Below are 26,730 nucleotides of genomic sequence, written 5' to 3' on the forward strand. Positions count from 1 at the left end.
GATTCGAATGGCAGTAGCACTTCAAGCAACAACACGTCCAGACTTGAAAAATTCAACAACGAGAAAATTTAGGGAAAACGGCCAAGTGCCATGTATATTATATGGGAAAAAGGTTGAGAGTCAACCAATAGCCGTCGACCAAATTAACTTTGTGAAGTTAGTTAGAGATGAAGGACGAAATTCTATTATTTCACTTGATGTAAATGGGAAAAAGCATGAAGTAATGGTGTATGATATGCAGGTCGATCCATTAAAAAATGAACTTGTTCACATTGATTTCTGTGCAGTTGATATGAGTTCTGAAGTCGATACAGAAGTAAAAGTTCATCTTGTAGGGGAAGCAGCAGGTGTAGGTGAAGGTGGAATGGTATCCCATTTAGTTCACCAACTATCTATTCGTGCATTACCTTCAGAAATTCCATCAGAAATTACAGTGGATATATCGACCTTGAATATTGGTGACTCTATTCAAGTGAAAGATATTATCGGTCAACAGTCAGTAGAAATTACGAATGACCCTGAAGAAACGATTGTCACCGTTCTTGTACAACCAGCAGAACAGGAGCCAGGGCAAGTTGAGGAAGAAGGCGAACCTGAAGCTGTACAAGGCGATGGAGAACCACAAGCAGAGGGAAATGAAGAGCAGTAAGAAGTTAAAAGGTATAGCCTACTTAAAGGTTATACCTTTTTCTAGAGGATAAGAAAGTATCATACTTTTTAGCAGATTATAGAGGTTGAGGAGTTGGAGAAATGAAGCTAATTGTCGGACTAGGTAATCCAGGGGCAAAATATGAAAATACGAGACACAATGCTGGATTTATGGTGATTGATGAATGTGCCGATGCGATGGGAATTGAACTAAATGAAACAAAGTTCAAAGGTGTTTATGGGTCAGCGGTTATAGATGGAGAGAAAGTTTTTCTCTTAAAGCCACTTACATATATGAATTTATCAGGAGAAAGTGTTCGTCCGTTTATGGATTATTTTAAAATTGATCTTGAAGATGTCCTTATTATATTTGATGATATGGATCTTCCAGTTGGACAAATCCGACTGAGGCAAAAAGGTGGCCACGGGGGTCATAATGGGATAAAATCATTAAATGCACATTTAGGGACAAGCGAATTTAAGCGTATTCGAATGGGTGTTGAGCGCCCTGAACCAGGAGTAAGTGTGGTTAATCATGTACTTGGGACTTTTCGAGCGGAAGAGCAGGATGCGCTTAATCAAGCAATAAAAAAAGCGACAGAAGCTTGTCGATATTGGTTAAAGAATGAATTTCCAAATGTCATGAATCAGTATAATTAGATCTATTAATAAGTGCTGAATAGATTGCCTTAATGTGGGGAGACTAGCAATAAGACTGTCACTCGTCAAGGAGGAAAATCTATGGCTATTCATTACCAGTGTCGACATTGTCAATTAGACTTAGGTAAAATAGAGGAACAAATGCTTACATCAACACAACTAGGATTTGATCACTTAAATGATATGGAACGAAAAGAGATGCTCCATTATGATGGTAATGGAAACATTCATGTAAAAGTCATCTGTGAAGATTGTCAAGAAGCTTTAAATAGAAATCCAGATCTCCACCAACTTGAATCTTTTATTCAATAAGCGTTGCTCTAACACAGCTATTTCATACATGAAGGTGACATCAAAACAATGTTTTACAGCTTTGGTTGAAAAGCCAAAGCATTTTTCTATTGTAGAATTCCTCGACTAGAAAAAGAAAACATGAAATAAAAAGGCTCTTTTCTAAAAGAATGTTGCTTTTAGCTATTGGACCGTAACCAAGCAAAGGCTTGGTTTTTCACGCTAAGCGTGAAGCTTTTGAATATAAATCAGTTCAATAGCAACAAAGTTTACGAAAACAGTCAATAAAAAAAGGGAAATACGATTACTACATAGAAAATACAAAAGAACTGTAGAATAGGTACAACCATAACATTAGTATGTTAATAATAGATGGTCGGAAGTAATAGGGGGAACATCCATGTTTGGCTTACAACAATATATATTAGAAAGTGACGAGATAAAAGCAGTTTCAACCAGTGTTGAGGCGGGGCTTTCAGAGCAATTAATTACAGGGCTGACAGGTTCAGCACGAACCCTGTTTTTATCAGCCCTTTATCAAGATATTAAAAGTCCTCAACTCGTTATCACTCATAACCTATTTCAAGCTCAAAAGTTATATGAAGATCTTTCCACACTTGTTGATAGCAGCAAAGTGTTTCTTTATCCTGTCAATGAGTTGATTTCATCTGAAATAGCGATAGCCAGTCCAGAAATGAGGGCTCAACGTATTGAAGTGTTAAATCAGCTTGTAAATGGGTTTGATGGGATCGTTATTGTACCAATGGCAGGTTTTAGAAGGTTATTACCTCCTGCCCAGTTATGGAGAGAAAGTCAATGTCAGTTAAAAGTCGGTAGAGATATCGATTTAGAGAAATTGCTGTATAAATTAATAAAGATTGGCTACGTCCGAACAGACATGGTTGCTTCGCCAGGGGAATTTTCTATTCGTGGAGGAATAGTAGATATTTATCCCCTCACTGAAGAGCAGCCTATTCGCGTTGAGTTTTTTGATACTGAAATAGACTCACTTCGCTATTTTAGTGTCGAAGACCAACGCTCCCAAGGAAAGTTGGACGAGATTGTAATTGGCCCGGCGAACGAGCTCATTTTAGATGAAGAGCATTATGTTAAGGGTGCAGAGCGCCTTGAGGAAGGGTTGTCACAGACGTTAAAGAAAATAAAAAATAAAACTGTGAAAGAAAAAATCACTCAACATGTATCGTACGAAGTGAGTCAATTAAGGCAAAAGATTGCTTTTCAAGGTATGAACAAATACGTGTCCATGTATTACGAAGAAAAATCGACAATTCTTGATTATGCTAATCAAAATAGCGTTATGATTATCGATGAAATCAGTCGTGTACAGGAGATGGCGACGAATTTAGAAAAAGAGGAAGCGGAATGGTTAACCGCTCTGTTAGAACAAGGAGAAGTCATCTCAGATTTAGAGATGTCTAGATCGTTTGAAGAATTGTTAAACACAGGTAGGTATCCAATTATTTATTTATCACTATTTTTAAAGCATGTACCTTCCACTAATCCAAAAAATATCGTCAATATTAACTGTAAGGCCATGCAAAACTTTCATGGGCAATTACATTTACTCAAAACGGAAACCGACCGCTGGTTTAAATCGAAGTGGACTGTCCTTTTTCTAGCAGCGAATAAAGACCGGGCTAAAAGGCTTCAACACGTTCTTGATGATTATAAAATAGAAGCAGAATTAATAGAAGAGAAGAGTCCGCTTTTACAAGGTAGAGCGCAAATCTTTACAGGGACTTTAAATAGTGGGTTTGAGCTTCCACTTCAAAAGCTCGTAGTGATCACTGAAGAAGAAGTTTTTACGAAGAAAATAAAACGTACGCAAAGAAAACAGAAAATTTCTAATGCAGAACGAATTAAAAGTTACTCCGAGTTGCAAGTGGGTGACCTTGTCGTTCATTCGAATCATGGAATTGGAAAGTACTTAGGTATTGAAACACTTGAAATTAACGGAACACATAAAGATTACTTGAATTTGAGATATGCAGGTAATGACAAGCTTTATGTTCCGGTTGAACAAATTGATCAAGTTCAGAAGTATGTAGGTAGTGAAGAAAAAGAACCAAAGATCTACGCTTTAGGTGGAAGTGATTGGAAAAAGGTAAAACGTAAAGTTCAATCTTCTGTCGAGGATATTGCCGATGATCTTATTAAACTTTATGCCGAACGAGAAGCAAGTGTCGGACATCCATTTTCAAAAGATAGCCTAGAACAACAAGAATTTGAAAACTCATTCCCATATCAAGAAACAGAAGATCAGCTTCGTGCCATTGAAGAGATTAAAGAAGATATGGAAAGACAAAGACCGATGGACCGTCTTCTCTGTGGCGATGTCGGTTACGGAAAAACTGAGGTGGCTATTCGGGCTGCATTCAAGGCGATTATGGATGGAAAGCAAGTTGCTGTACTTGTACCGACAACCATTCTTGCTCAACAACACTATGAGACGATCAAAGAGCGCTTCTCAGAGTTTCCAATTGGAATTGGCGTTTTAAGTCGCTTCCGTTCCCGAAAAGAGCAAAATGAAACGATAAAAGGTTTGAAGGCTGGTACAGTTGATATTGTCGTTGGTACTCATCGATTATTATCAAAAGATGTGGTGTACAAAGATTTAGGATTACTCATTGTCGATGAAGAACAGCGTTTTGGCGTTACACATAAGGAAAAGATAAAACAATTAAAGTCAAACGTCGACGTTTTAACGTTAACAGCAACGCCAATTCCAAGAACACTTCATATGTCGATGTTAGGTGTACGTGATCTATCTGTCATTGAAACACCGCCAGAAAACCGTTTTCCAGTGCAAACGTATGTTGTAGAATATAATGCTTCGCTTGTAAAAGAAGCGATTGAACGAGAGTTGACGAGAGGTGGTCAAGTATACTTCTTGTACAACCGTGTAGAAAGTATTACGAAAATGGCAGACCAAATTTCTATGCTTGTTCCGGATGCCAGGGTTTCATTCGCACATGGTCAAATGAACGAGCGTGAACTAGAGTCGATTATGATTGACTTCCTTGAAGGAAACAGTGATGTGTTAGTTACGACTACTATCATTGAAACAGGTGTAGATATTCCAAATGTTAATACGTTGATCATCTATGATGCAGATAAGATGGGCTTATCACAGCTTTATCAAATACGAGGGCGGGTAGGCCGATCGAATCGAGTAGCGTATGCTTACTTTACGTATCAGCGGGATAAAGTACTTACAGAAGTCGCCGAAAAACGTTTACAGGCTATTAAAGAGTTTACCGAGCTTGGTTCTGGGTTTAAAATTGCAATGCGTGATTTATCGATCCGTGGAGCTGGGAATTTATTAGGGGCTCAGCAACATGGATTTATCGAGTCTGTAGGATTCGATCTTTATTCACAAATGCTCAAAGAAGCGATTGAGGAGCGAAAAGGAGACAAACCGAAAGAACCTCCATTTTCAGTTGAAATCAATATGTTAGTCGACGCATATATTCCGGAAACCTATATCCAAGATGCTAAGCAGAAAATCGAAATGTATAAAAAATTCCGTGCCGTTGAAAATATGGAAGACCTGTCAGATTTAAAAGATGAGCTCATCGACCGTTTTGGGGATTATCCTGAAGAAGTTGCTGATTTATTAAGTATTGCGAAAATCAAGCTCTACGCGAAAGAAGAAAAAGTAAGTGAAATTACACAAACAAAAGATAACTGCACAATAATGTTGACGGAAGAGAAAAGTAAGCGAATGGATGGGGCTAAGTTGTTTGAGTTAGTCAATCAACTTGGGCGAGCCGTTACTTTAGGAACTTCTGGCGAAAAAATTAAAGTTGTGATTAAGACAAAAGGGATGACTAGTAAAGATTTACTTTCGATATGCGAAAGATTTTTAAGCGAACTCAACCTTGTTAAAAAGCAAATGTAACGTGTATTTCTAATTTTTCTCAAAAATTGGAAATGTCAACTTGACAAGAAATATGAAAAATTGGTGAATAGTTCTTTTCCAAGCAATAAATAATATAGACAAGACGAATTCAACATTTGTGGATGGTTTTTCAAAGGTTAAAAAAACTAAATGAGGTTTTTTAACAACCATTTCCTATGCTACTACATCATTAGAAAGTGAGGCATCTAGGTATGAAAGCTACTGGAATTGTTCGTCGCATTGATGATCTAGGTCGTGTTGTCATCCCCAAGGAAATTCGACGTACGTTAAGAATTCGAGAAGGGGATCCGTTGGAAATCTTCGTTGATCGAGACGGTGAGGTTATATTAAAGAAATATTCTCCTATTTCAGAGTTAGGTGATTTTGCAAAGGAGTATGCTGAGGCTCTTTATGATAGCTTAAGTCATACTGTACTTATCGCGGACCGTGATACATACATTGCTGTATCTGGAGGTTCAAAGAAAGAGTATTACAGTAAAAGCATTGGTGAAATTGTAGAAGCTACGATGGATGAAAGAAAATCTAGAGTAGAGTCTTCAGCAGGAGAGTTCAATATTGTAGGTGACAATAAAGAAGATGTAAAAGGTTTAGTTGTTGCACCTATTATTGCTAATGGCGATCCAATTGGAGCAGTGGTTATGTTAAACAAAGAAGAGAGTTTTTCAGGTGAGGTTGAGCAGAAGTTAGCGGAAACCGCGGCCGGATTTTTAGCTAGACAAATGGAACAATAAAAGACATAACTCTGACAGGAAGCTTACGCAATGTAAGTAATTGAAATGAAATTATTTAATATCGTAAGCTTAAAAGGAAGGGGGGATAATTTCCCTCCTCTTTTTTATTTTGGCTGTTTCGTAAACTTTGTTGCTTTTGGACCGTTTTTTTGAAAATAAAATAGCCTTTTCAAGACAAATTCATTTGTCTGAACGGCTATTTTATTTTCAAAAGCTTCACGCATAGCGTGAAGAGCCAAGCATTCGCTTGGCTTACGGTTAAAAAGCAAGGAGCAACAATCTTTGTGAAAAGAGCCTTTATTTTAGAGAACGCTGAATTTTTAATATGCTTATTAATTTTGAAAAGAATGACGAAACTTTATGTGCTAATTTAATTTTGGGCTGTGATATAATAGCGATTAGTTTTATCCTGTTTGACCCGCATCGCGTGTGGGCCTCAAGTAAGCACTCAAGATGGGGGAGGAGAATGGTTTGTGTCTCAACATAGTGACCAAACAAAGAGAGTTTGGCAAGGCGCAATAATATTAACAGTTGCAGCGTTACTAACAAAAGTGCTTAGTGCTGTATACCGTATTCCATACCAAAATATTGCAGGGGATATCGGTTTTTATGTATATCAACAAGTGTATCCTTTTTATGCGATTGCATTTACTTTATCGATTTATGGCTTTCCTGTCATTATTTCAAAGGAGTTATCAAGCCAACAAAGAGATAAGAAAAAACAGACGCTTTTATCAACGTATTTCTATGCGCTTGTTTTTATCTCCACAGTAGCAGGTTTACTGTTATTCCTCTTAGCTGAGCCGCTTTCAAAGTGGATGGGTGACCCACTGCTTACGACTCCTTTACGCGTAACAGCTTTGACGTATTTCGTCGTTCCAATTCTTTCTGTTTTTCGTGGCTATTTTCAAGGCCAGGAGTGGATGACACCTACAGCTGTTTCTCAATTAACGGATCAAAGCCTGCGCGTCATTTTAATCTTATTTTTAGCTTACGTCATGATGTTTTTAGGGTATGGTCCTTACGGGGCTGGGCTAGGGGCAGTCATTGGTTCTGTGCTAGGAGCTGTAGCAGGTGCGATCTGTTTACTGCTATATTTTCGTCAAAATAAGAAAAGAAAAGGAATTTCGATACAATTAGGGAAAGTAAATAAAGAATACATCTTACCATTTATAAAAAATAGTGTTCTTTTCTCAATGACAATTTTAGTTATCGTGTTTATTCAGCTCATCGATAGCTTAACGGTTCTGCGTTTTTTACTTGAAAGCGGTGTGCCCATAGAAGTTGCTAAAATATCTAAAGGAATTTATGATCGCGGTCAACCTTTAATTCAGTTAGGAACTATGGTCGCTACGGCTTTTGCCTTAACGGTTGTACCCATGATATCAAGAGCAAAAATGTTAAAAGATCAAGGAGAAGCAAGGCAGAAGACGGAACTAACACTTCGCTTAACGTATGTGTTTGGCCTATTAGCATCAGTCGGACTGGCGATCATAATTGAACCAACAAATCATCTATTGTTTACAAATCGTGAAGGGTCAAACGTGCTTTTTATTTTAGCGTTTGCAATTGTGTTTGGAGCACTTGTTATGACATCAGCAGCAATTCTTCAAGGATATGATAAAGGAGATATTGCGGCTAGACATATCGTCATCGGTTTAGTGGTGAAAGTCTTCGGAAATTTATGGCTCGTTCCTTTACTTGGGACGGCAGGTGCCGCTATGGCAACGACGTTTTCATTAGCGGTTATTGCCTGTTTAAATATCGTCATCATCTATAAATTCGATGGAGCTGCCCCGATTAAACGAAACCAGTTCCTCGGTATCGTTATGACAGTCATTATAATGGGAGCTATAACGTTAGTTTGGAGAACCGGGTTAGAGTCTATGCTGGATGAGTCTTCGCGAATCATAGATGGTGTCATTGCATTATCTAGTGTATCCGTTGGCGGAATATTGGCTACTTACTTAATTATAAAGTTCCATGTGTTTTCTGAGAATGAAGTATCTATTATTCCAGTTTTCGCTAAACTATACAATGTAATTAACCGAAGGAGAGATTTGTAGTGAAAAAAATTACGGTCATTGGCTTAGGAGCTGGTGAACTTGCTCAGTTATCGCTAGGTACCTATCAAATCTTAAAAAAGGCTAAACCGCTATTTTTAAGAACAGAGAGGCACCCAGTTATTGAAGATTTAAAATGCGAAGGCTTAACGTATTCGTCATTTGATGATGAGTATGAAAAGCATGAGCGATTTGAAGATGTCTATCGATCGATTGTAAATTTACTTTTAGCCGAGTTAGACAAGGTAGAAGAACTTACATATGCAGTACCCGGCCATCCACTAGTTGCCGAAGAGACGGTGCAACTTTTATTGAACGAAGGAAGAGAACGTGACATTCACGTAGAGATCCAAGGGGGACAAAGTTTCTTAGATCCAATGTTCAATGCGTTGAAAATCGATCCTATCGATGGGTGTCAAATTGTCGATGGAACCCAGTTAAAAAGAGAAGATTTACAAATTCGTCAACATATCATCATTTGCCAAGTGTACGATGCTTTTATTGCTTCTGAAGTTAAATTAACGTTAATGGAACTATTGCCAGATGATTATGAAGTCAGTGTTGCGACAGCAGTTGGAACTTCTAAGGAAACAATTATCACTTGTCCGCTGTATGAACTTGACCATGTGACCGAATTGAACAACTTAACGGCCGTTTACATTCCGCCTATTGAGGACGAACAAATTATGTACAAAGACTTCCAGAAACTACGAGAAGTTATCGCTACTTTAAGGGGACCTGAAGGCTGTCCATGGGATCAAGAACAAACACACGAATCATTGAAACCTTTTTTGCTAGAGGAAGCATATGAAGTGTTAGAAGCCATCGATGAAGAAGACGACGATCACTTAGTAGAGGAGCTTGGTGATGTTTTACTACAGGTGATGTTACATGCACAGATTGGTGAAGATGATGGGTGGTTTACGATCGATGATGTAATTCGATCGATTACGGAAAAGATGATTCGCAGACACCCTCATGTCTTTTCCAATCTAGAGGCAAAAGACGCAGCCGAAGTCGTTGCCAATTGGGAAGAAATTAAGCGAAAAGAAAAAAAGGATGAACGCAAGGAATCTGCGTTAGATGGAATTCCAAAAAGTTTGCCAGCTTTAATGAAAGCTTTTGAAATCCAGAAAAAAGCTGCAAAAGTAGGGTTTGATTGGGATGATGCTGCTCCAATGTGGATGAAACTGCAAGAAGAAATCGGTGAGTTCTTTTCTGAATTAAAAGCAAATCATGAAGAGAAGAAGAAAAAGGAACTAGGGGATATTCTTTTTGTCATCGTTAATTTAGCACGGTATTATAAGATCAACCCAGAAGAAGCACTGCATATGACGAATCAAAAGTTTTCAAGTCGCTTTAAAGCAATTGAAGATCAGCTATCAGAAGAAGGGTTAACATTTGCGGATGTTACATTAGAAAAAATGGATGAGATTTGGGAAAAAAGTAAAGAAAAGTTCCAATAAAAAGGAGGAATTTCTAATGAGGTTGGATAAGTTTTTAAAGGTGTCAAGATTAATAAAGCGTCGTACGTTAGCTAAGGAAGTGTGTGATCAAGGAAGAATTACTGTAAACGGACATGTTGCTAAAGCGGGTACAAATGTCAGTGTAGGTGATGAGCTAGTCGTCCGCTTCGGACAAAAACTCGTAACAGTGAAAGTAGAAGCCATTAAGGATACAACGAGAAAAGAAGAAGCTAGTATGATGTATAAAGTGATTAAAGAAGAGCCCGTAGCAACAGCCGAATAGGAAAAATAAACAGCTTGTTCTATTCTTTATCCTCTAATCATAAATTTGTAATAAATGACGTGTTGAGGAGGAATCAGAATGGAACAAAATTACGAGTTTGGTACACCAATGGGGCATGCTAGAAAAACGAAAGAACATGATATCACGCTACGAGGGCGAAAGAAGCTGGATATTACGGGTGTAAGACAAGTAGAAAGCTTTGATAATGAGGAGTTTTTACTAGAAACAGAAATGGGCTTCCTGTCGATCCGCGGGCAAAATTTGCATATGAAAAATTTAAATGTTGAGCAAGGGTTAGTATCCATTGAAGGTAAAATCTTTGACCTTGTATACCTGGATGAAAGCCAGGGTGGAAAATCAAAAGGCCTGTTTGGGAAGTTGTTCAAGTGAGCCTAACTATCCAATTTTACACGATGTTATCAATGGTGGCTGCAGGCACTTGGCTTGGGGCTTCTATTGATACATATAGGAGATTTGCCAGGCAGCCTCGGCCTAAATGGTCATGGATGACGATATTCAATGATTTCTTATTCTGGTTAATTCAAGGCCTTCTCATTTTCTATGTTCTGCTCAAAGTCAATGAGGGTGAAATGAGATTTTATATCTTTCTTGCTCTGTTATGCGGGTATGCTGCTTATCAGGCCCTATTTCAACAAATTTATCTGCGAAGCTTAGAAACTTGCATCCAAGCATCCATTGCTATTTATCGTTTTGTTCGTGCACTTATTATCAGTATCTTCATAAATCCTATTAAATGGCTATTGAAACTCTTATATTCCTTAGTTATTATGGTAATATCACTAATAATATCCATTTTTACATTTATCATTAAGATCATTTTTAAACCGCTTAGCTGGCTTGGAAGAATAGTATACAAGCTCTCTAGGTTAGATCGACTAGTGAATAGTATAAAAAAGAGTAAATGGGTGAAAAAAGCAGTTGCCTTATGGAAGTATATACGCACACGTGGCAACAAGGGGGATGATTAATGGTTACGGAACGAAAACGAAAGGTAAGGGAGTTAGATGCCAGTTTCAATCGAGTGCAGGAACAAGTGTCGGAAGAACAGCTTCGTAAAAAAAGAGGTTTATTTCGTCGTTTAACAGCACTTGCTGTGATTTTAGTTGCCCTTAGTGTCGTTGCTTTTATGACTATTCATACTCAAGCTCAGTTAATAGACGAGAAGATGGAAGAGAAAACAGCACTTGAAGCAAAGCTAGAAGCTCTACAACTTGAACAAGTTTATCTCGAACAAGAGATTGAAAACTATAATGACTTAGAGTATATTGCAGAAATTGCAAGGCGGGATTACTTTTTAGCTAAAGATGGGGAAATTTTGTTTAAATTACCTAAATTATCAACAGATTGACACTCTTTTTCCGCATCAAGTATAATTTATAATATAAGTGTGTTTTCAAAAGAAGGCAGTACATGCTTAATCTTTTTGAAGCATCTCTATAAAACATTATTTTATTTGTTTTTTAAGGAGGAGCAATTTTTAACATGTCAATCGAAGTAGGCAGCAAGTTGCAAGGTAAGGTAACGGGTATTACCCATTTTGGGGCATTTGTGGAGCTGCCAGGAGGTACTACTGGTCTGGTTCATATTAGTGAGGTCGCTGACAATTATGTAAAAGACATTAAAGAAGTCTTAAAAGTAGGCGACGAGGTTCTAGTTAAAGTTGTTAATGTTGAGCAAGATGGAAAGATTGGACTTTCAATCAGAAAAGCTCAAGAACGCCCTAAAGAGGAGATGGCAAGTCGTCCTCCTCGTCCGGCCCGTCCACCGCGCCCAGCAAGATCTGGGGGAAATTATGGTAAGGGTGGAAATAGTGGTGCGCGCAACCAGCGTCCAACGATGTCTTTTGAAGATAAGATGAATCGCTTTTTAAAAGATAGTGAAGAACGTCTCTCCACGCTAAAACGCCAAACAGAGTCGAAGCGAGGTGGTCGAGGCGCTAGACGTGGGTAAGTCTTGCTGCCAGCTTTTTAATAAAGAAAATCAAAAGGCAAGCGTTTTACGCTTGCCTTTATTTTTATACGATCGGAATTTCTACTTGCGATGGCACCTATTTATTTAAAAAAACAGTGTTGACATAGATTTAGATCTATTATAAAATAAAACTTGTCGTTAACAGCATCTTTATATGGCGGTGTAGCTCAGCTGGCTAGAGCGTACGGTTCATACCCGTGAGGTCGTGGGTTCGACTCCCTCCGCCGCTACCATACATAATAATGACCAAACTGTATCCTTATAGGATGCAGTTTTTTTGTTGCGATCATTTTATACTAAAAAGCTTTCGTCATAACTATCTGTGATAAGTCACTGTTTTTGCATTTTTTATACACTTTGCTGTCAATCTATTCTTAGTCATGGGTAAGAATGGAAATCGAGCGACCATTTACACGAAAGGCGTCGAAGACTTTTTTCTATTCGACTTGTAATTTTGACAAAAACTGAATCTAACCTATGTTTATAATGAAACCACGAAAATTAACCGTGGGGTGTTGCGAATGTTACGTAGAGTTACAAAAGGAGTTATTGAGCCCGTTCGTGGTTGGGCATTTCCTGACAAGGCATTGACGTTAACTACATCAGCAACAGAAAAAGTCAAAAAGGGAACGAACATTGTGTTCTATCAATGGGGACTGCTTATTTTTGTGGTTGGTTTTTTACTTGGACGAGCTATGATCCTATCAGAAATTACACCATTTGTCTTACCTTTTGTTGCTGCTATCTATGTATTAAAACGGGACAAGTTAGGAATTGCGGCACTAGCAGTCTTTGCTGGGGCAATGACACATTTGTTAGAAAGCAGTTGGTTTGTATTAGCCTCGCTGTTCATCTTTATAATCTATCAAAAAGTAGTCGAAAAATTTAATGACAATATGACAAAGGTTATACCTTTTACCGTTTTCTTTACAAGTTTATCCGCACGCATTATATTGACATTTTTCATGCAAGGCCAAATCACGAGCTATGATTGGATGATGGCTGGAGTAGAGGCGAGTCTTAGCTTTATTCTTACGATGATTTTTCTGCAAAGTGTTCCATTAATTACAGCAAAACGAAGTCAACAGCCGTTAAAAAATGAAGAAATTGTATGTTTAATTATTTTATTAGCATCCGTAATGACAGGGACGATCGGTTGGATGATTTACGATTTAACAGTGGAACATATACTAGCCCGCTATCTAGTCTTACTATTTGCATTTGTTGCTGGGGCGGCAATTGGATCGACGGTGGGTGTAGTCACTGGCTTAATTTTGAGTTTGGCTAGTGTGGCTAGTCTTTATCAAATGAGCTTACTCGCTTTTGCTGGTCTTCTTGGTGGTTTGTTAAAAGAAGGTAGAAAAATAGGGGTAAGTATCGGTTTACTCATTGGTACTCTCCTTATTGGTTTGTACGGTGAAGGATCTGAACACGTATTAGTTACTGTGATGGAGTCAGGGGTAGCCATTGCTGTTTTTCTTTTAACACCCAGTTCGTGGATTAGTAAACTAGCACGCTATATCCCAGGTACAGTAGAGCACTCCAAAGAGCAACAACAATACCTGCGAAAAATAAGGGATGTTACAGCTGGAAGAGTTGAGCAGTTCTCTCATTTATTCCAAACTTTATCGAACAGTTTTTCATCGACATCTACAAACGTAGACGTAGATGATGTAGAAAAAGAAGTTGATTATTTCCTAAGCAATGTTACGGAAAAAACATGTCAAGCTTGTTTCAAAAAAGATCGTTGTTGGGTAAATAACTTTAATAAAACCTATGAGTCTATGTTCAAAATTATGAAAGAAGTCGAACAAAATGGTGAAATTAAAGATCCTATCTTTAAAGCAGAATGGAAAAATTATTGCGTGAAACATGAAAAGGTTATTCATGTTGTTCGGCATGAATTAGGTCAATTTCAAGCAAACCAGAAGCTTAAAAAGCAAGTATTAGAAAGTCGAAAACTAGTAGCCGATCAATTACTCGGTGTTTCTAGAGTAATGAATGACTTTGCAAAAGAGATTCAAAGAGAAAAGGAAGCTCACTATCTTCAAGAAGAGCAAATACTAGAAGCGTTAAGAAGTGTTGGATTAGAAGTGGGGCATATTGATATATTTCACTTAGAACAAGGAAATGTTGAAATTGAAATGAGTATTGCTAATGACGGTGGACATGGTCAATGTGAAAAGGTTGTTGCACCGATGCTATCTGACATATTAGGAGAAACCATTATTATTAAAAACGAAGAACGAGGTTTTTATCCGAATGGCTACAGCCATGTTTCGTTCGGTTCAGCCAAAAAATATGTTGTGGAAACCGGAGTAGCGACTGTTGCAAAGGGTGGTGCCTACGTTTCTGGTGATAGTTACTCCACGATTGAGTTAGGGTCTGGAAAATATGCGATTGCGATTAGTGATGGAATGGGAAATGGAGAACGTGCTCATTTGGAAAGTAATGAAACGTTACAACTCCTACAGAAAGTATTGCAATCAGGAATTGAAGAAACCGTTGCCATTAAATCTGTCAATTCAGTTTTATCTCTCCGCACAACAGATGAGATCTTTTCAACACTCGATTTAGCAATGATTGATTTGCAGGATGCAAATGCAAAGTTTTTAAAAATTGGTTCCATCCCTAGCTTTATTAAAAGAGGGTCAACCGTAACAAAAATAGAAGCTAGTAATTTACCAATGGGGATCATTCAAGAATTCGACGTAGATGTGGTTAGTGAGCAAATGAAAGCTGGAGATTTATTAATTATGATGAGTGATGGCATTTTTGATGCACCGAAGCATGTTGAAAATAAAGAAATGTGGATGAAGCGTATCATTTCTGAGGTATTATCTGAAGATCCTCAGGAAGTTGCTGATATAATCTTAGAGAGAGTCATTCGCAATGAAGGTAGTATTGAAGATGATATGACAATAGTAGTCGCAAAGGTGAAGAGAAATATGCCAAAGTGGGCAGCTATACCAATCTATAAGCCGAAAAAAGTAGAGAAAAAGAAAGCTCAATAATAAGATGGGAAAACGCTCAGTTGCTATGTATAAAGCCCCTCCAATTGGTGAATGATGGTAACATTCAGAAAACTGGAGGGGATATGCTTGGGTAAAGGTTCATTACGTCAAATTTTGCTTATTACAGATGGTTGCTCAAACCAAGGTGAAGACCCTGTCGCAATTGCTGCTTTAGCAAAAGAACAAGGGATCACAGTTAATGTTATAGGTGTAGTAGATAATAGTCCGATGAATGAGCAAGCTGTTCAGGAAATTGAGTCAATTGCTATGGCAGGCGGCGGTGTTAGTCAAATTGTATACGCACAAGCCTTAGCGAAAACGGTACAAATGGTAACACGTAAAGCAATGACTCAAACATTATATGGTGTGGTTAATCGGGAGCTTCAACAAATATTAGGAAAAGAACAAGAGATGGAAGATTTGTCTCCTGAAAAGCGCGGTCAAGTAATGGAAGTTGTAGATGAATTAGGAGAAACCATCGATTTAAATGTGCTAATTCTAGTAGATACAAGTGCTAGTATGAAGAATAAACTACCAATGGTACAAGATGCGTTAACGGACTTATCTATAAGTCTTACTTCTCGAATGGGAGATAACCGGTTCTCACTTTACTCTTTTCCAGGGAAAAGAAAGGATATTGACCGTCTATTAGATTGGTCACCTAAACTAGAATCATTAACAGGTATTTTTCATAAGTTGTCTTCAGGAGGCATTACTCCAACGGGACCTGCCTTACAAGTTGCACTACAAAAGTTTGAGAAAACTAACTCGAGAAGGAGTTTGATCTCTAGTGGCGAGGATGAACTACTCGAAGACTCAGGCATGTAACTTAAAACCAGGAGCAACGGTTGTCGGAAAATGGCATCGGAAAAAGTACCAAATTGTTAAGTTACTAGGATCTGGTGCAACTGGATCTGTCTACTTAGCAAGGTGTGCAGAGGGCGAGGTTGCCTTAAAAATAGGTGTCGATAGCATGGCCATCACATCTGAGGTTAATGTCTTAAAGCATTTTTCGAAGGTCCAAGGTCAGGTACTTGGGCCTTCTTTGTTAGATGTTGATGATTTAGTAATAAACCAAGGAGTCCTTCCTTTTTACGTTATGGAGTATTTAAAAGGTGAGCAATTAATCCAATTTACTTCAAAGCGAGGAGAAGAGTGGGTTGGTATTTTAATGGTTCAATTATTAGGTGATTTAGACCGGCTGCACCGTGCGGGTTGGGCATTTGGAGACTTAAAGCCTGATAACTTAATTGTTGTTGGACCAACCCCGCGAATACGTTGGCTAGACGTTGGTGGTACGACGTTGCTTGGTAGATCGATTAAAGAGTATACCGAGTTTTTCGACCGCGGCTATTGGGGTATGGGTTCAAGGGTAGCAGAGCCGAGTTATGATTTGTTTGCTCTCGTGATGATTATGATTAATTGTATGTACCCTAAACGGTTTGATAAAAAAGCGGACCAGCCATTACAGCAACTGAAACAAGCGATAGAGATAAAACCAGGGCTGAAACCATATCGTAATGTCATGTTAAAAGGACTTCAAGGAAAGTACGGTGATGCCCAAATGATGAAAAAAGAACTAATGGATGCAATTCAAAAAAAATCTGTTACTTACACAAAAGCTAAACCGTCAACTCCACCAAGAGTACGCCGAAAAGATCAAAAAAAACCAGCCAAATCATCGTATTTAATTGAAATCTTTCTGGTTACCTCTTTTCTTATACTGGCATATATCCTATACTTATTTGGACAATTAATGTAAGGATATTCAAAAAGTCCGGGAGTTGTGGAGGGTGCCATGTCTAGAGCAGATAAGATGATGGATGTATGTTTGTTAGCTGGGGAAATTATGCTAACGTATGGTGCAGAAACTTATCGGGTAGAAGAAACGTTAGAGCGAATGGCTAAAGCAGCAGGGTTCGTTAATGTGCATAGCTTTGTTACAACGACTGGGATATTCCTCTCCTTTGATGAAGTAGGCAAAGGAGATAGGATGCAAATGATTCGAGTCGATGATCGAATATACGATTTAAATAAAGTTACATTAGTTAATCAAGTGTCCCGGGAATTTGTAACGGGTGAAATAGATGAAGAAGTCGCTTATGAAAAATTAAATGAAATTGCCAAATCACCAACGAACTATCCTGTTTGGCTCGTTCATATCGCTTCAGGTGTAGCAGGTGCAGGGTTTTCTTACTTATTTGGGGGCAGTTTACGTGATATGCTCCCTGCTTTCATTGCGGGCTTTATTGTTAGTGTTTGTGTTTTTAAGTTCCAAGAGTATTTAAAAGTAAAGTTTTTTGCTGAATTTATATCCGCATTTATTGGAGGTAGTGTTGCTATTGGCTTGGTCTATATTGGGGTCGGTGTTAATTTAGACCAAATTATAATAGGAATTTTGATGCCTCTTGTACCAGGAGTCCCCCTCACCAATTCGGTGCGAGATTTAATATCAGGTGATTACGTTGCTGGTGTAAGCAGGGGAGCTGAGGCTATTTTGACGGCACTCTCGATTGCAACAGGAGTGGCATTAGCCATTGGCTTATTCTTAACGTAAAAATCTTTAAGAGGATGTTCATTATGACCTCCTTTTTGAACACGCACTTTAAGAACATTTAATGGGGGGCAAGAGCGATGTGGTTGGAATTATTGTTTGTGTATGCAGCAACGATATGTTTTGGAATTTTGTTTAATGTGCCGACAAGAGCTTTATTTATCGGTGCACTTATTGGTTGCTTATCGTGGTTTATCTACCGAACTTTGCCGGAATACGGTATTTCATTTATATTAGCTACTGCTTTAGCATCGTTTATGAGTGCTACTCTAGCGCAAATTCTTGCTAAGAAATTGCGCATCCCTGCTACAACGTTTAGTATTCCAGCAATTATTCCATTAGTGCCTGGAAGTAAGGCCTATTTTACGATGTTGGCATTTGTCGAAAGTGATTATTTACTTGGGTTAGAGCTTGGGATAAGCACGATGCTCCAAGCTGGAGCAATTGCAGGCGGGCTCGTTTTTGCGTTAGCCATTTTCTCTTTTAAGAAGGGAGGTATTGGTCAACGTTATGAACCAGGACGTTAAGCAATTCATTAAAGACCACCAATTACTCGAACCTAATTCAGTCATTGTTATAGGGGTTTCTGGAGGACCTGATTCACTGGCCTTATTACACTACTTATGGAAAGAAAGCCAAAAGGAAAATTATCAATTAATTGCAAGCCATATTGATCATCAATTAAGAGAAGTCAATTCCGCAGAAGATTATGAGTTTGTTAAGCAGTATTGTGCGGAGCGGAATATTCTTTTTGAAGGAAGTCGAGTTAATGTAAAAAAGGTTCAAAAAGAATATGGTTTAAGTATCCAAATGGCGGCAAGAAAATGTCGTTACGACGTATATAAACAGGTGATGATGAAGTACCAAGCGAACTATCTGGCTTTAGCTCATCACGGGGATGACCAAATAGAAACGATTTTAATGAATCAAGTGAGAGGAACGGCTGTAGAAGGGCTTTCCGGTATTCCTATCTCGAGGCGATTTGCAACAGGGACCTTAATTCGACCATTCTTAGGAATAACAAAAGCACAAATCGTGCAATACTGTAATGAGGAAAAATTACAACCGAGAATCGATGAAAGTAACGTTTCTGATAAGTATGTGAGAAATCGTTTTCGAAAAGAAGTTTTACCTTTTATTAAAAATGAAAACCCAAAAGCGCACATCCATTTTCAGCGTATGAGTGAACAAATAGAGTTAGATCAGGTCTATCTTGAGGAATTAACTCGTACACATTTAGAAGGGGCAGTTGAAACGAAGACGGAGGAGTTAGTCGTCATTTCTGTTGATCGTTTCAAAGAAATGGCCGTCCCTTTACAAAGAAGGGGTATTCATCTAATATTAAAATATCTCTACGGGGAAAATTACCCATTTCTCTCATACATACATATTGAACAAGTTCATCAAATGATTCACTCTCACAATCCCTCTGGACAATTGGATTTCCCACAAGGGTTATTGATTGAAAGAGTTTATAATCGTTGTCGGTTACGTTTTAAAAAAGCCGAGGAAGGTTTTGAGTCTTTTACATACGAATTGCAAATTCCAGGATGTATATCTACAAAGTTGGGAATAATAAGTGCAAAATTCACATCAAACCTCATGGATATTAAGCGAACTCCGTATACTTATATTTGTGATGCTGAGGAAGTTGAGTATCCACTGAACATTAGAACGAAAATGGATGGGGATCGTATCCAATTAGTAGGAATGACTGGATCAAAGAAAATTGGCCGTATTTTTATTGATCATAAAATTGAGCAATGGAAACGAAAGATATGGCCGCTTGTTATTGATGGAAACAATGATGTGATATGGATTCCCGTATTAGGACATTCTAAAAAAGGTGCTGTCACAGAAATGTCGCAAAAATATTTAGTGCTTTCATTTGAATTTAATGATGAAGGCTCGGTATAATTCTTTTCAGCAGCAGTTACAGGAGGGTATAACAGTATAATGAAAGATGAAATCAAAGAAGTCTTAATTTCTGAAGAAGAAATACAACAGAAGGTACGTGAGCTAGGAGACGTACTAACGAAAGAGTACGAAGGCCGGTTTCCCCTTGTTGTCGGAGTATTAAAAGGTGCTTTGCCTTTTATGGCCGATTTAACGAAAAGAATAGATACACATATCGAGCTTGATTTTATGGATGTATCAAGTTACGGTGCTGGTACCGTTACTTCCGGTGAAGTTAAAATTGTGAAAGATTTAAATACTTCAGTAGAAGGACGCGATGTCCTCATTGTAGAAGATATTATAGATAGCGGATTAACACTAAGCTATTTAGTAAAGCTATTTCATTATCGCAAAGCAAAATCGGTTAAGATCGTTACACTCTTAGATAAACCAGATGGCAGAAAGGTTGATTTAGTACCTGATCTTGCCGGATTTACGGTTCCAGATGCGTTTGTTGTCGGATATGGTTTAGACTTTGCTGAGCGCTATCGAAACCTCCCGTATATTGGCGTACTAAAGCCAGAAATTTATGGGACGTAAAGATTGTGAAAAAAGTGGTAAATATGATACTATAATTTAAGCTTATTGTACGTGGGAGGAGGTCAGGAATGAATCGGATTTTTCGTAACACGATATTTTACTTATTAATTTTTCTAGTCATCGTAGGGATTGTAAGTGTATTTAGCGGTGATCAAGTCGAGACGACACCGATGACAGTTGATCAGTTTTATGAAAAACTTCAAAATGGAGAGGTTACCACTCTTTCTTTAAAGCCTGAGCGACAAGTGTACTTAGTACGAGGACAGCTTGTAAACACGCCAGAAGGAGAGTATTTCCAAACATATATTCCTAGGGCTGAGTTGGCAGTTGAAAGACTGTTTGCTGTTCAAGAAGGTGGAGTTTCTGCACCGGAGTTCACGATGGAGCCTGCAGATGAGACAAGTGGTTGGGTTACCTTTTTTACGTCAATTATTCCATTTATCATTATTTTCATCCTATTCTTCTTCTTACTAAGCCAGGCTCAAGGTGGCGGAAGCCGTGTCATGAACTTTGGTAAAAGTAAGGCGAAAATGGTTCAAGATGATAAGAAAAAAGCGAAATTTAAGGATGTTGCTGGCGCAGATGAAGAAAAGCAAGAGCTTGTTGAAGTGGTTGAGTTCTTAAAAGACCCTCGAAAGTTCTCAGCAATTGGTGCGCGTATTCCAAAAGGGGTTCTATTAGTAGGACCACCTGGTACAGGTAAAACGTTACTTGCACGTGCAGTTGCAGGTGAAGCGGGTGTACCATTCTTCTCAATCAGTGGTTCTGATTTCGTTGAAATGTTTGTTGGGGTCGGTGCTTCTCGTGTACGTGACCTATTTGAAAATGCAAAGAAAAATGCCCCGTGTATTATCTTTATTGATGAGATTGATGCGGTCGGACGACAACGTGGAGCAGGACTTGGCGGGGGTCACGATGAACGTGAGCAAACGCTAAACCAGTTACTCGTTGAAATGGATGGATTTAGTGCAAATGAAGGAATTATCATCATCGCGGCAACAAACCGTGCTGATATCCTAGATCCAGCATTACTGCGTCCAGGTCGTTTTGACCGACAAATTCTAGTTGGCCGACCAGATGTTAAAGGTCGTGAAGAGGTATTAAAAGTACATGCACGTAACAAACCTCTTGCCGATGACGTTGATCTTAAAGCGATTGCTGCTCGTACACCTGGTTTCTCGGGTGCTGACTTAGAAAATCTATTAAATGAAGCGGCTCTTGTTGCTGCACGTCATGATAAGAAGAAAGTGAACATGGTTCATATTGAAGAGGCTATTGACCGTGTCATTGCTGGACCAGCTAAGAAGAGTCGAGTAATCTCGGCAAAAGAAAAGAAAATTGTTGCTTGGCACGAAGCAGGCCATACGGTCGTGGGTGTCAAACTTGAAAATGCAGATATGGTTCATAAAGTTACGATTGTTCCACGTGGGCAAGCTGGTGGATATGCTGTTATGCTTCCGAAAGAGGATCGCTACTTTATGACCAAACCAGAGTTGCTTGATAAAATTATGGGCTTACTTGGCGGGCGTGTTGCTGAGGAAGTTACTTTTGGAGAAGTAAGTACTGGAGCTCATAATGATTTCCAGCGCGCAACAAGTATTGCTCGTAAAATGGTTACTGAATATGGTATGAGTGAAAAGCTTGGACCAATGCAATTTGGACAAAGTTCAGGCGGTCAAGTGTTCTTAGGTCGTGATATTCAAAACGAACAAAACTATAGCGACCAAATTGCCTATGAAATTGATTTAGAAGTACAACGTTTCATTAAAGAATGTTATGAACGTTGTAAGCAGATCCTTCTTGATAATAAAGATAAGCTAGATCTTGTTGCAGAAACGTTAATGGAACTTGAAACGTTAGATGCTGAACAAATTAAATCACTTGTAAACGAAGGGAAACTTCCTGAAAACCATCATACGGATGCGTATCGTAAACAAGAGCTTAAGTCTGAAACGACTCAAGATGGTGATGTTAAAGTAAATATTTCTTCTAAAAAAGATGAGGCTGAAGTAAAAGAAGAAACTGATGCTAAGCCTTCAGATGAACCATCTGAGAAACCAAAATCAGATGATGAAAATAAAACAGATAAGTAATAGGAAAAATAGGATGTCTTTGGACATCCTATTTTCTTTTGAAAATGGTAAAATTGAGGTAAAGTAAACATACATAAACTAAAATGAAATGTGGTGAACAATTATGATATTTGTTGTAGATGTAGGGAATACGAATATTGTTCTAGGTGTATACGATGGTGATGACCTCATTCATCATTGGCGTATTGCTACGAGTAGAGATAAAACTGAAGATGAGTACGGTATGCTTGTAAAAAGTTTGTTTCAAGATCAGGATCTTAGCTTAACAGAAATCGATGGAATTATCATTTCTTCTGTTGTTCCACCGATTATGTTTGCACTAGAAAAGATGTGTAAAAAATATTTTAAGTTAGATCCAATTGTGATTGGACCTGGAATTAAAACGGGTTTAAACATTAAATATGAAAACCCTAGAGAAGTAGGTGCTGACAGAATCGTTAATGCTGTTTCTGCCATTCATCTGTATGGAAGCCCTTTAATTATCGTAGACTTTGGTACAGCGACTACGTTCTGTTATATTAACGAACAGAAGCAATATATGGGCGGTGCAATTGCACCAGGGGTTGGTATCTCAACTGAAGCATTATATACAAGGGCATCGAAACTTCCCCGTATTGAAATTTCAGAACCGCCTTCAGTAGTTGGAAAGAACACGGTAAATGCTATGCAAGCCGGGATCTATTATGGATACGTTGGGCAAGTGGATGAAATCGTCCGAAGAATGAAAGAGCAATCCTCGGTAGAACCTAGAGTTATTGCAACTGGGGGTTTAGCTCCATTGATAGGAAAAGAATCGAGAACCATTGAAATTGTAGATCCGTTTTTAACGCTTAAAGGTCTACAAATGATTTATATGAAAAATTCGAGGAAGGACGAAGATCATGAGTGATTATCTTGTACGAGCGATTGCATTTGATGGTAGTGTTAGAGCTTATGCGACGCGAACTACTGCAATGATTGGTGAAGCAGCCAAAAGACAAGACACATGGCCAACAGCATCAGCTGCATTAGGAAGAGCAATGACGGCTGCAACGATGATGGGCGCTATGCAAAAAGGTGATGCGAAAATCACTGTGAAAATTGAAGCAGACGGGCCAATAGGACATATTATTGTTGATACGAATGCTAAAGGAGAAACAAGGGGGTACGTTAAAAACCCACATGTTCACTTTGATTTAAATGCCCACGGGAAACTTGATGTGGCAAGAGCTGTAGGTACAAATGGGCAACTATCTATTGTAAAAGATTTAGGTCTCAGAGATTACTTCACAGGAAGTGTTCCAATTATTTCCGGGGAATTGGGTGAAGATTTTACATACTATTTTGTAACATCTGAACAAATTCCTTCGGCTGTTGGAGTTGGAGTGCTGGTTAACCCTGATTACTCCATCTTAGCTTCAGGTGGATTTATTCTTCAAATGATGCCTGGCGCTGGAGATGACATCATTGAGTATATTGAAAAACGTTTAAGTCAAATTCCTCCAATCTCTAAATTGATTGAAGCGGGTAAAAGCCCCGAAGAGATCCTTGAAGAGTTACTTGGTAAAGAAAATTTAAAGATTCTCGATCAAATGGAAGTTAAATTCTCCTGTACTTGTTCAAAGGAAAGATTTGAAACGGCCATTATCAGTTTAGGTGCCGGAGAAATACAAGCAATGATCGACGAGGATGGAAAAGCCGAAACTCGTTGTCACTTTTGTAATGAAACGTACGTATTTACTAGACCTGAATTAGAAACATTACTAACGGAAGCAGGCAGCAATAAATAGAGTTAAAATTATCAAAAAAATCCGTTGACTATTTGGAAATCATTTGCTACTATAATCTTAACAAAACCAATGAATTTACTCGGTATTAACGAAAGGGGAAGTTAAAAATGCGTGTAGCAAATTCAATTACAGATTTAATTGGGCAAACGCCATTAGTGAAATTAAACAGAATCGTACCTGAAGGGTCTGCAGATATTTATTTAAAGCTTGAGTATTTTAATCCAGGAAGTAGTGTAAAGGATCGTATCGCTTTAGCGATGATTGAAGCCGCTGAGAGAGACGGTCGATTAAAGAAAGATGATATTATTGTTGAGCCTACAAGTGGAAACACAGGGATCGGATTAGCAATGGTGGCAGCTGCTAAAGGATATAAAACAAAGCTCGTTATGCCAGAAACAATGAGTATGGAGCGTCGTAACCTATTAAGAGCGTACGGTGCAGAGTTAGTGCTTACTCCAGGGCCAGAAGGAATGGGTGGTGCGATTCGCAAAGCGACAGAACTATCAAAAGAAGATGGATACTTTATGCCACAACAATTTGAAAATGAAGCTAATCCAGAAATTCACCGTGAAACAACAGGCCGTGAGCTTTTAGAGCAAGTTGAAGGAAGTGTTGATGCATTTATATCGGGTATTGGAACTGGTGGAACAATTACAGGTGCAGGTGGCTTGTTAAAAGAGAACTTCCCTAATCTTAAGATTTATGCAGTAGAACCTGCAGATTCTCCAGTCTTATCAGGAGGGAAACCAGGCCCGCATAAAATCCAAGGCATTGGAGCTGGATTTGTTCCTTCTATTTTAAACACTAATGTGTATGATGAAGTTATTCCAGTTTCAAATGATCAAGCATTTGAATATGCACGCCGTGCTGGACGCGAAGAAGGAATTTTAGGTGGTATTTCTTCTGGTGCAGCTATTTATGCAGCGCTTCAAGTGGCTGAAAAGTTAGGTGCAGGTAAAAAGGTAATAGCGATTATCCCAAGTAATGGTGAGCGTTACCTATCAACACCACTTTACCAATTTGACGAATAAAATAATAAAAAAAGAGGCTGACGCTTACGTGTCAGCCTCTTTTAAGACGATAAAAAAGGGTGATATTTCAGATGTCTAGCTAGCTCCGGCTCCCAGTGAGACTTCCCTCACTCCTTACGCTAGTCACCATCGACTCACTAAACGGTCAGTTCCGCTTTCCGTATTTTATAAATTGTTGTAGAATTAACCTAAGAAAAATGGTTAGAAATCATTCGCCATTAATGAGGAGAGTGAGTGTATTGCTTCAAGACAATTCAATAGAAAAACAGCAGGTGTTGACAGCGAAAATCCCATTAAGTGAAAGCGATTGGTTTCAACAGTATAAGCAGCTTTCCAAAGAGGAACCATACCACGTTTTATTAGAAAGTGGTAGAGCTGGTCGATATCATATTATCGGTTTAACTCCAATAGCTATTATTAAAGGAAAAGGACAAACATTAACAATTGAACATAATGGACAAGCCTACACTAGGTCAGGGGATCTCCTTACCAATATGAAAGCGTGGATGCAAGAACAACAACGAGACTATTGCGAAGGTGCTACTCCATTCCAAGGTGGGGCAGTTGGGTATATTAGCTATGACCTTGTAAGACAAATTGAAAAGCTCCCAAATACAGCTCAAGATGATTTAGGGATGGAAGAGCTTTACTTTCTCGTTTTTGATGATGTGTTTGTTTATGACATGGAGAGGAAAGAATTAAACATCATCATTCATTATAAAGAAAGTAAACGAGAAACCGCTTCAGAACGATTGGAATTATATAAAACAGCATGGATTGAACCACTAGATGAATGGAAGTGGCATGTACTAGAAAATAAGAAGGAAAACGATTGGACAGCCTCTTTATCAGAAACTGAATTTGCAAACGCTGTTGAAAAAATTCAAGGATATATAGCTGCAGGGGATGTTTTTCAAGTAAATTTATCGGTCCGGCAGGCAAAGCCGCTACTAACAGAACCACTTCATATCTATGAAAAGTTACGTGAAGTTAACCCTTCACCATATATGGCTTACTTCCATACTCCGGAATTTCAGTTAACGAGTGGTTCACCAGAGCTTCTTGTGAAGAAAGCTGGACAAGAGGTAAGTACTCGTCCGATCGCAGGGACGAGATCGAGAGGGAAGACCGAAGAAGAAGACGAAAGAAATGCAAAGACACTTATTGAAAACGAAAAAGAACGTGCAGAACATATTATGCTCGTTGACCTTGAGCGTAACGACTTAGGAAGAGTGTGCGAGTTCGGTTCAGTTGAAGTGGACGAGCTAATGGTCATTGAAAAATACTCCCATGTTATGCATATTGTTTCTAATGTAAAAGGAAAGCTTACAGAAGGAAAAGACGCATACGATATCATTCGAGCAACCTTCCCAGGTGGAACGATTACTGGAGCACCAAAAGTGCGAACGATGGAGATCATTGAAGAACTTGAACCGGTTAGAAGAGGAATTTATACAGGATCCATTGGCTGGATCGGTTATAATGGAGATATGGAATTAAATATTGTTATTCGAACAATACTTGCAAAAGATCAAATGGCTTATGTACAGGCTGGAGCAGGTATTGTAATTGACTCTAATCCACAACATGAGTATAAAGAATCATTAAAGAAAGCAACCGCTCTTTGGCGTGCAAAAGAGTTGAGTGAAGAAGAGGTTAGTCAAGAAAAAGTACAGTAGAGCTGAGGAGGAATACC

The 26,730-nt window shown here is 38.5% G+C and carries 24 protein-coding genes and 1 tRNA gene; all 25 read left to right on the top strand.

Features of this window, described 5'->3' with window-relative positions:
- Positions 1-7: 7 nt before the first annotated feature.
- Positions 8-649 carry a 50S ribosomal protein L25/general stress protein Ctc gene (locus tag ACNSTQ_RS18300; protein ID WP_418201238.1) on the top strand — a complete coding sequence of 214 codons (642 nt, stop codon included), beginning with the start codon at positions 8-10 and terminating at the stop codon, positions 647-649.
- Between the two features lie 101 nt (positions 650-750).
- Entirely contained in the window at positions 751-1,308 is a 558-nt protein-coding gene (gene pth, locus ACNSTQ_RS18305) for an aminoacyl-tRNA hydrolase (protein ID WP_418201239.1), read from the top strand.
- An 81-nt stretch (positions 1,309-1,389) separates the two neighbouring features.
- A complete protein-coding gene (locus ACNSTQ_RS18310) occupies positions 1,390-1,620 on the top strand; it encodes an anti-sigma-F factor Fin (protein ID WP_418201240.1) in 231 nt (76 codons plus the stop codon).
- 379 nt (positions 1,621-1,999) lie between these two features.
- The gene (mfd, locus tag ACNSTQ_RS18315) at positions 2,000-5,521 is read left to right on the top strand and encodes a transcription-repair coupling factor (RefSeq protein ID WP_418201241.1); all 3,522 of its coding nucleotides are present in this window, start codon (positions 2,000-2,002) and stop codon (positions 5,519-5,521) included.
- A gap of 212 nt (positions 5,522-5,733) precedes the next feature.
- Positions 5,734-6,273, top strand: coding sequence for a stage V sporulation protein T (spoVT, locus tag ACNSTQ_RS18320; protein ID WP_418201242.1), 540 nt, complete (start codon positions 5,734-5,736; stop codon positions 6,271-6,273).
- 473 nt (positions 6,274-6,746) lie between these two features.
- The gene (locus ACNSTQ_RS18325) at positions 6,747-8,339 is read left to right on the top strand and encodes a putative polysaccharide biosynthesis protein (RefSeq protein WP_418201243.1); all 1,593 of its coding nucleotides are present in this window, start codon (positions 6,747-6,749) and stop codon (positions 8,337-8,339) included.
- Positions 8,339-9,802: a nucleoside triphosphate pyrophosphohydrolase gene (gene mazG / locus ACNSTQ_RS18330; protein ID WP_418201244.1), complete on the top strand. Its 1,464-nt coding sequence runs from the start codon at positions 8,339-8,341 to the stop codon at positions 9,800-9,802. The genes ACNSTQ_RS18325 and mazG overlap by 1 nt, the downstream gene beginning before the upstream one ends.
- A 16-nt stretch (positions 9,803-9,818) precedes the next feature.
- A complete protein-coding gene (locus tag ACNSTQ_RS18335) occupies positions 9,819-10,085 on the top strand; it encodes an RNA-binding S4 domain-containing protein (protein ID WP_418201245.1) in 267 nt (88 codons plus the stop codon).
- A 78-nt stretch (positions 10,086-10,163) separates the two neighbouring features.
- A complete protein-coding gene (gene yabP / locus ACNSTQ_RS18340) occupies positions 10,164-10,475 on the top strand; it encodes a sporulation protein YabP (protein WP_418201246.1) in 312 nt (103 codons plus the stop codon).
- Entirely contained in the window at positions 10,472-11,074 is a 603-nt protein-coding gene (gene yabQ / locus ACNSTQ_RS18345) for a spore cortex biosynthesis protein YabQ (protein ID WP_418201247.1), read from the top strand. Before yabP ends, yabQ begins: the two co-directional genes overlap by 4 nt.
- On the top strand, positions 11,074-11,454 hold the full coding sequence (locus ACNSTQ_RS18350) for an FtsB family cell division protein (RefSeq protein WP_418201248.1): 381 nt from the start codon (positions 11,074-11,076) through the stop codon (positions 11,452-11,454). The genes yabQ and ACNSTQ_RS18350 overlap by 1 nt, the downstream gene beginning before the upstream one ends.
- A 134-nt stretch (positions 11,455-11,588) precedes the next feature.
- Positions 11,589-12,056, top strand: coding sequence for a S1 domain-containing RNA-binding protein (locus tag ACNSTQ_RS18355; protein WP_418201249.1), 468 nt, complete (start codon positions 11,589-11,591; stop codon positions 12,054-12,056).
- A 177-nt stretch (positions 12,057-12,233) separates the two neighbouring features.
- Positions 12,234-12,310, top strand: a tRNA-Met gene (locus ACNSTQ_RS18360).
- A gap of 288 nt (positions 12,311-12,598) precedes the next feature.
- On the top strand, positions 12,599-15,091 hold the full coding sequence (gene spoIIE / locus ACNSTQ_RS18365) for a stage II sporulation protein E (protein WP_418201250.1): 2,493 nt from the start codon (positions 12,599-12,601) through the stop codon (positions 15,089-15,091).
- 87 nt (positions 15,092-15,178) lie between these two features.
- Positions 15,179-15,919: a VWA domain-containing protein gene (locus tag ACNSTQ_RS18370; RefSeq protein WP_418201251.1), complete on the top strand. Its 741-nt coding sequence runs from the start codon at positions 15,179-15,181 to the stop codon at positions 15,917-15,919.
- The gene (locus tag ACNSTQ_RS18375; protein WP_418201270.1) at positions 15,891-16,853 is read left to right on the top strand and encodes a protein kinase domain-containing protein; all 963 of its coding nucleotides are present in this window, start codon (positions 15,891-15,893) and stop codon (positions 16,851-16,853) included. The genes ACNSTQ_RS18370 and ACNSTQ_RS18375 overlap by 29 nt, the downstream gene beginning before the upstream one ends.
- A 36-nt stretch (positions 16,854-16,889) precedes the next feature.
- Positions 16,890-17,648: a threonine/serine exporter family protein gene (locus tag ACNSTQ_RS18380; RefSeq protein WP_418201252.1), complete on the top strand. Its 759-nt coding sequence runs from the start codon at positions 16,890-16,892 to the stop codon at positions 17,646-17,648.
- Positions 17,649-17,725: 77 nt separating this feature from the next.
- Entirely contained in the window at positions 17,726-18,172 is a 447-nt protein-coding gene (locus ACNSTQ_RS18385) for a threonine/serine exporter family protein (protein WP_418201253.1), read from the top strand.
- A complete protein-coding gene (gene tilS, locus ACNSTQ_RS18390) occupies positions 18,156-19,562 on the top strand; it encodes a tRNA lysidine(34) synthetase TilS (RefSeq protein ID WP_418201254.1) in 1,407 nt (468 codons plus the stop codon). The genes ACNSTQ_RS18385 and tilS overlap by 17 nt, the downstream gene beginning before the upstream one ends.
- Positions 19,563-19,601: 39 nt before the next feature.
- Complete coding sequence (gene hpt, locus ACNSTQ_RS18395; RefSeq protein ID WP_418201255.1) at positions 19,602-20,141, top strand: hypoxanthine phosphoribosyltransferase; 540 nt, start codon at positions 19,602-19,604, stop codon at positions 20,139-20,141.
- 68 nt (positions 20,142-20,209) lie between these two features.
- Positions 20,210-22,234: an ATP-dependent zinc metalloprotease FtsH gene (gene ftsH / locus ACNSTQ_RS18400; protein WP_418201256.1), complete on the top strand. Its 2,025-nt coding sequence runs from the start codon at positions 20,210-20,212 to the stop codon at positions 22,232-22,234.
- 103 nt (positions 22,235-22,337) lie between these two features.
- The gene (locus ACNSTQ_RS18405; RefSeq protein ID WP_418201257.1) at positions 22,338-23,123 is read left to right on the top strand and encodes a type III pantothenate kinase; all 786 of its coding nucleotides are present in this window, start codon (positions 22,338-22,340) and stop codon (positions 23,121-23,123) included.
- On the top strand, positions 23,116-24,003 hold the full coding sequence (hslO, locus tag ACNSTQ_RS18410) for an Hsp33 family molecular chaperone HslO (protein WP_418201258.1): 888 nt from the start codon (positions 23,116-23,118) through the stop codon (positions 24,001-24,003). Before ACNSTQ_RS18405 ends, hslO begins: the two co-directional genes overlap by 8 nt.
- A gap of 107 nt (positions 24,004-24,110) precedes the next feature.
- The gene (gene cysK / locus ACNSTQ_RS18415) at positions 24,111-25,034 is read left to right on the top strand and encodes a cysteine synthase A (RefSeq protein WP_418201259.1); all 924 of its coding nucleotides are present in this window, start codon (positions 24,111-24,113) and stop codon (positions 25,032-25,034) included.
- 221 nt (positions 25,035-25,255) lie between these two features.
- Positions 25,256-26,713, top strand: coding sequence for an aminodeoxychorismate synthase, component I (gene pabB / locus ACNSTQ_RS18420; RefSeq protein WP_418201271.1), 1,458 nt, complete (start codon positions 25,256-25,258; stop codon positions 26,711-26,713).
- The last annotated feature ends 17 nt before the right edge of the window (positions 26,714-26,730 follow it).

The organism is Alkalihalobacterium sp. APHAB7, from assembly GCF_048323755.1.
In the GTDB taxonomy this organism is placed as follows: domain Bacteria; phylum Bacillota; class Bacilli; order Bacillales; family Bacillaceae_F; genus Alkalihalobacterium.

Excerpts from the sequence above, each read along its gene's own strand:
- ACNSTQ_RS18300 (WP_418201238.1), top strand. The coding sequence starts at position 8 with ATGGCAGTAGCACTTCAAGCAACAACACGTCCAGACTTGAAAAATTCA.
- pth (WP_418201239.1), top strand. The coding sequence starts at position 751 with ATGAAGCTAATTGTCGGACTAGGTAATCCAGGGGCAAAATATGAAAAT.
- ACNSTQ_RS18310 (WP_418201240.1), top strand. The coding sequence starts at position 1,390 with ATGGCTATTCATTACCAGTGTCGACATTGTCAATTAGACTTAGGTAAA.
- mfd (WP_418201241.1), top strand. The coding sequence starts at position 2,000 with ATGTTTGGCTTACAACAATATATATTAGAAAGTGACGAGATAAAAGCA.
- spoVT (WP_418201242.1), top strand. The coding sequence starts at position 5,734 with ATGAAAGCTACTGGAATTGTTCGTCGCATTGATGATCTAGGTCGTGTT.
- ACNSTQ_RS18335 (WP_418201245.1), top strand. The coding sequence starts at position 9,819 with ATGAGGTTGGATAAGTTTTTAAAGGTGTCAAGATTAATAAAGCGTCGT.
- yabP (WP_418201246.1), top strand. The coding sequence starts at position 10,164 with ATGGAACAAAATTACGAGTTTGGTACACCAATGGGGCATGCTAGAAAA.
- ACNSTQ_RS18350 (WP_418201248.1), top strand. The coding sequence starts at position 11,074 with ATGGTTACGGAACGAAAACGAAAGGTAAGGGAGTTAGATGCCAGTTTC.
- ACNSTQ_RS18355 (WP_418201249.1), top strand. The coding sequence starts at position 11,589 with ATGTCAATCGAAGTAGGCAGCAAGTTGCAAGGTAAGGTAACGGGTATT.
- spoIIE (WP_418201250.1), top strand. The coding sequence starts at position 12,599 with ATGTTACGTAGAGTTACAAAAGGAGTTATTGAGCCCGTTCGTGGTTGG.
- ACNSTQ_RS18375 (WP_418201270.1), top strand. The coding sequence starts at position 15,891 with ATGAACTACTCGAAGACTCAGGCATGTAACTTAAAACCAGGAGCAACG.
- ACNSTQ_RS18380 (WP_418201252.1), top strand. The coding sequence starts at position 16,890 with ATGTCTAGAGCAGATAAGATGATGGATGTATGTTTGTTAGCTGGGGAA.
- ACNSTQ_RS18385 (WP_418201253.1), top strand. The coding sequence starts at position 17,726 with ATGTGGTTGGAATTATTGTTTGTGTATGCAGCAACGATATGTTTTGGA.
- tilS (WP_418201254.1), top strand. The coding sequence starts at position 18,156 with ATGAACCAGGACGTTAAGCAATTCATTAAAGACCACCAATTACTCGAA.
- hpt (WP_418201255.1), top strand. The coding sequence starts at position 19,602 with ATGAAAGATGAAATCAAAGAAGTCTTAATTTCTGAAGAAGAAATACAA.
- ftsH (WP_418201256.1), top strand. The coding sequence starts at position 20,210 with ATGAATCGGATTTTTCGTAACACGATATTTTACTTATTAATTTTTCTA.
- ACNSTQ_RS18405 (WP_418201257.1), top strand. The coding sequence starts at position 22,338 with ATGATATTTGTTGTAGATGTAGGGAATACGAATATTGTTCTAGGTGTA.
- hslO (WP_418201258.1), top strand. The coding sequence starts at position 23,116 with ATGAGTGATTATCTTGTACGAGCGATTGCATTTGATGGTAGTGTTAGA.
- cysK (WP_418201259.1), top strand. The coding sequence starts at position 24,111 with ATGCGTGTAGCAAATTCAATTACAGATTTAATTGGGCAAACGCCATTA.
- pabB (WP_418201271.1), top strand. The coding sequence starts at position 25,256 with ATGAGGAGAGTGAGTGTATTGCTTCAAGACAATTCAATAGAAAAACAG.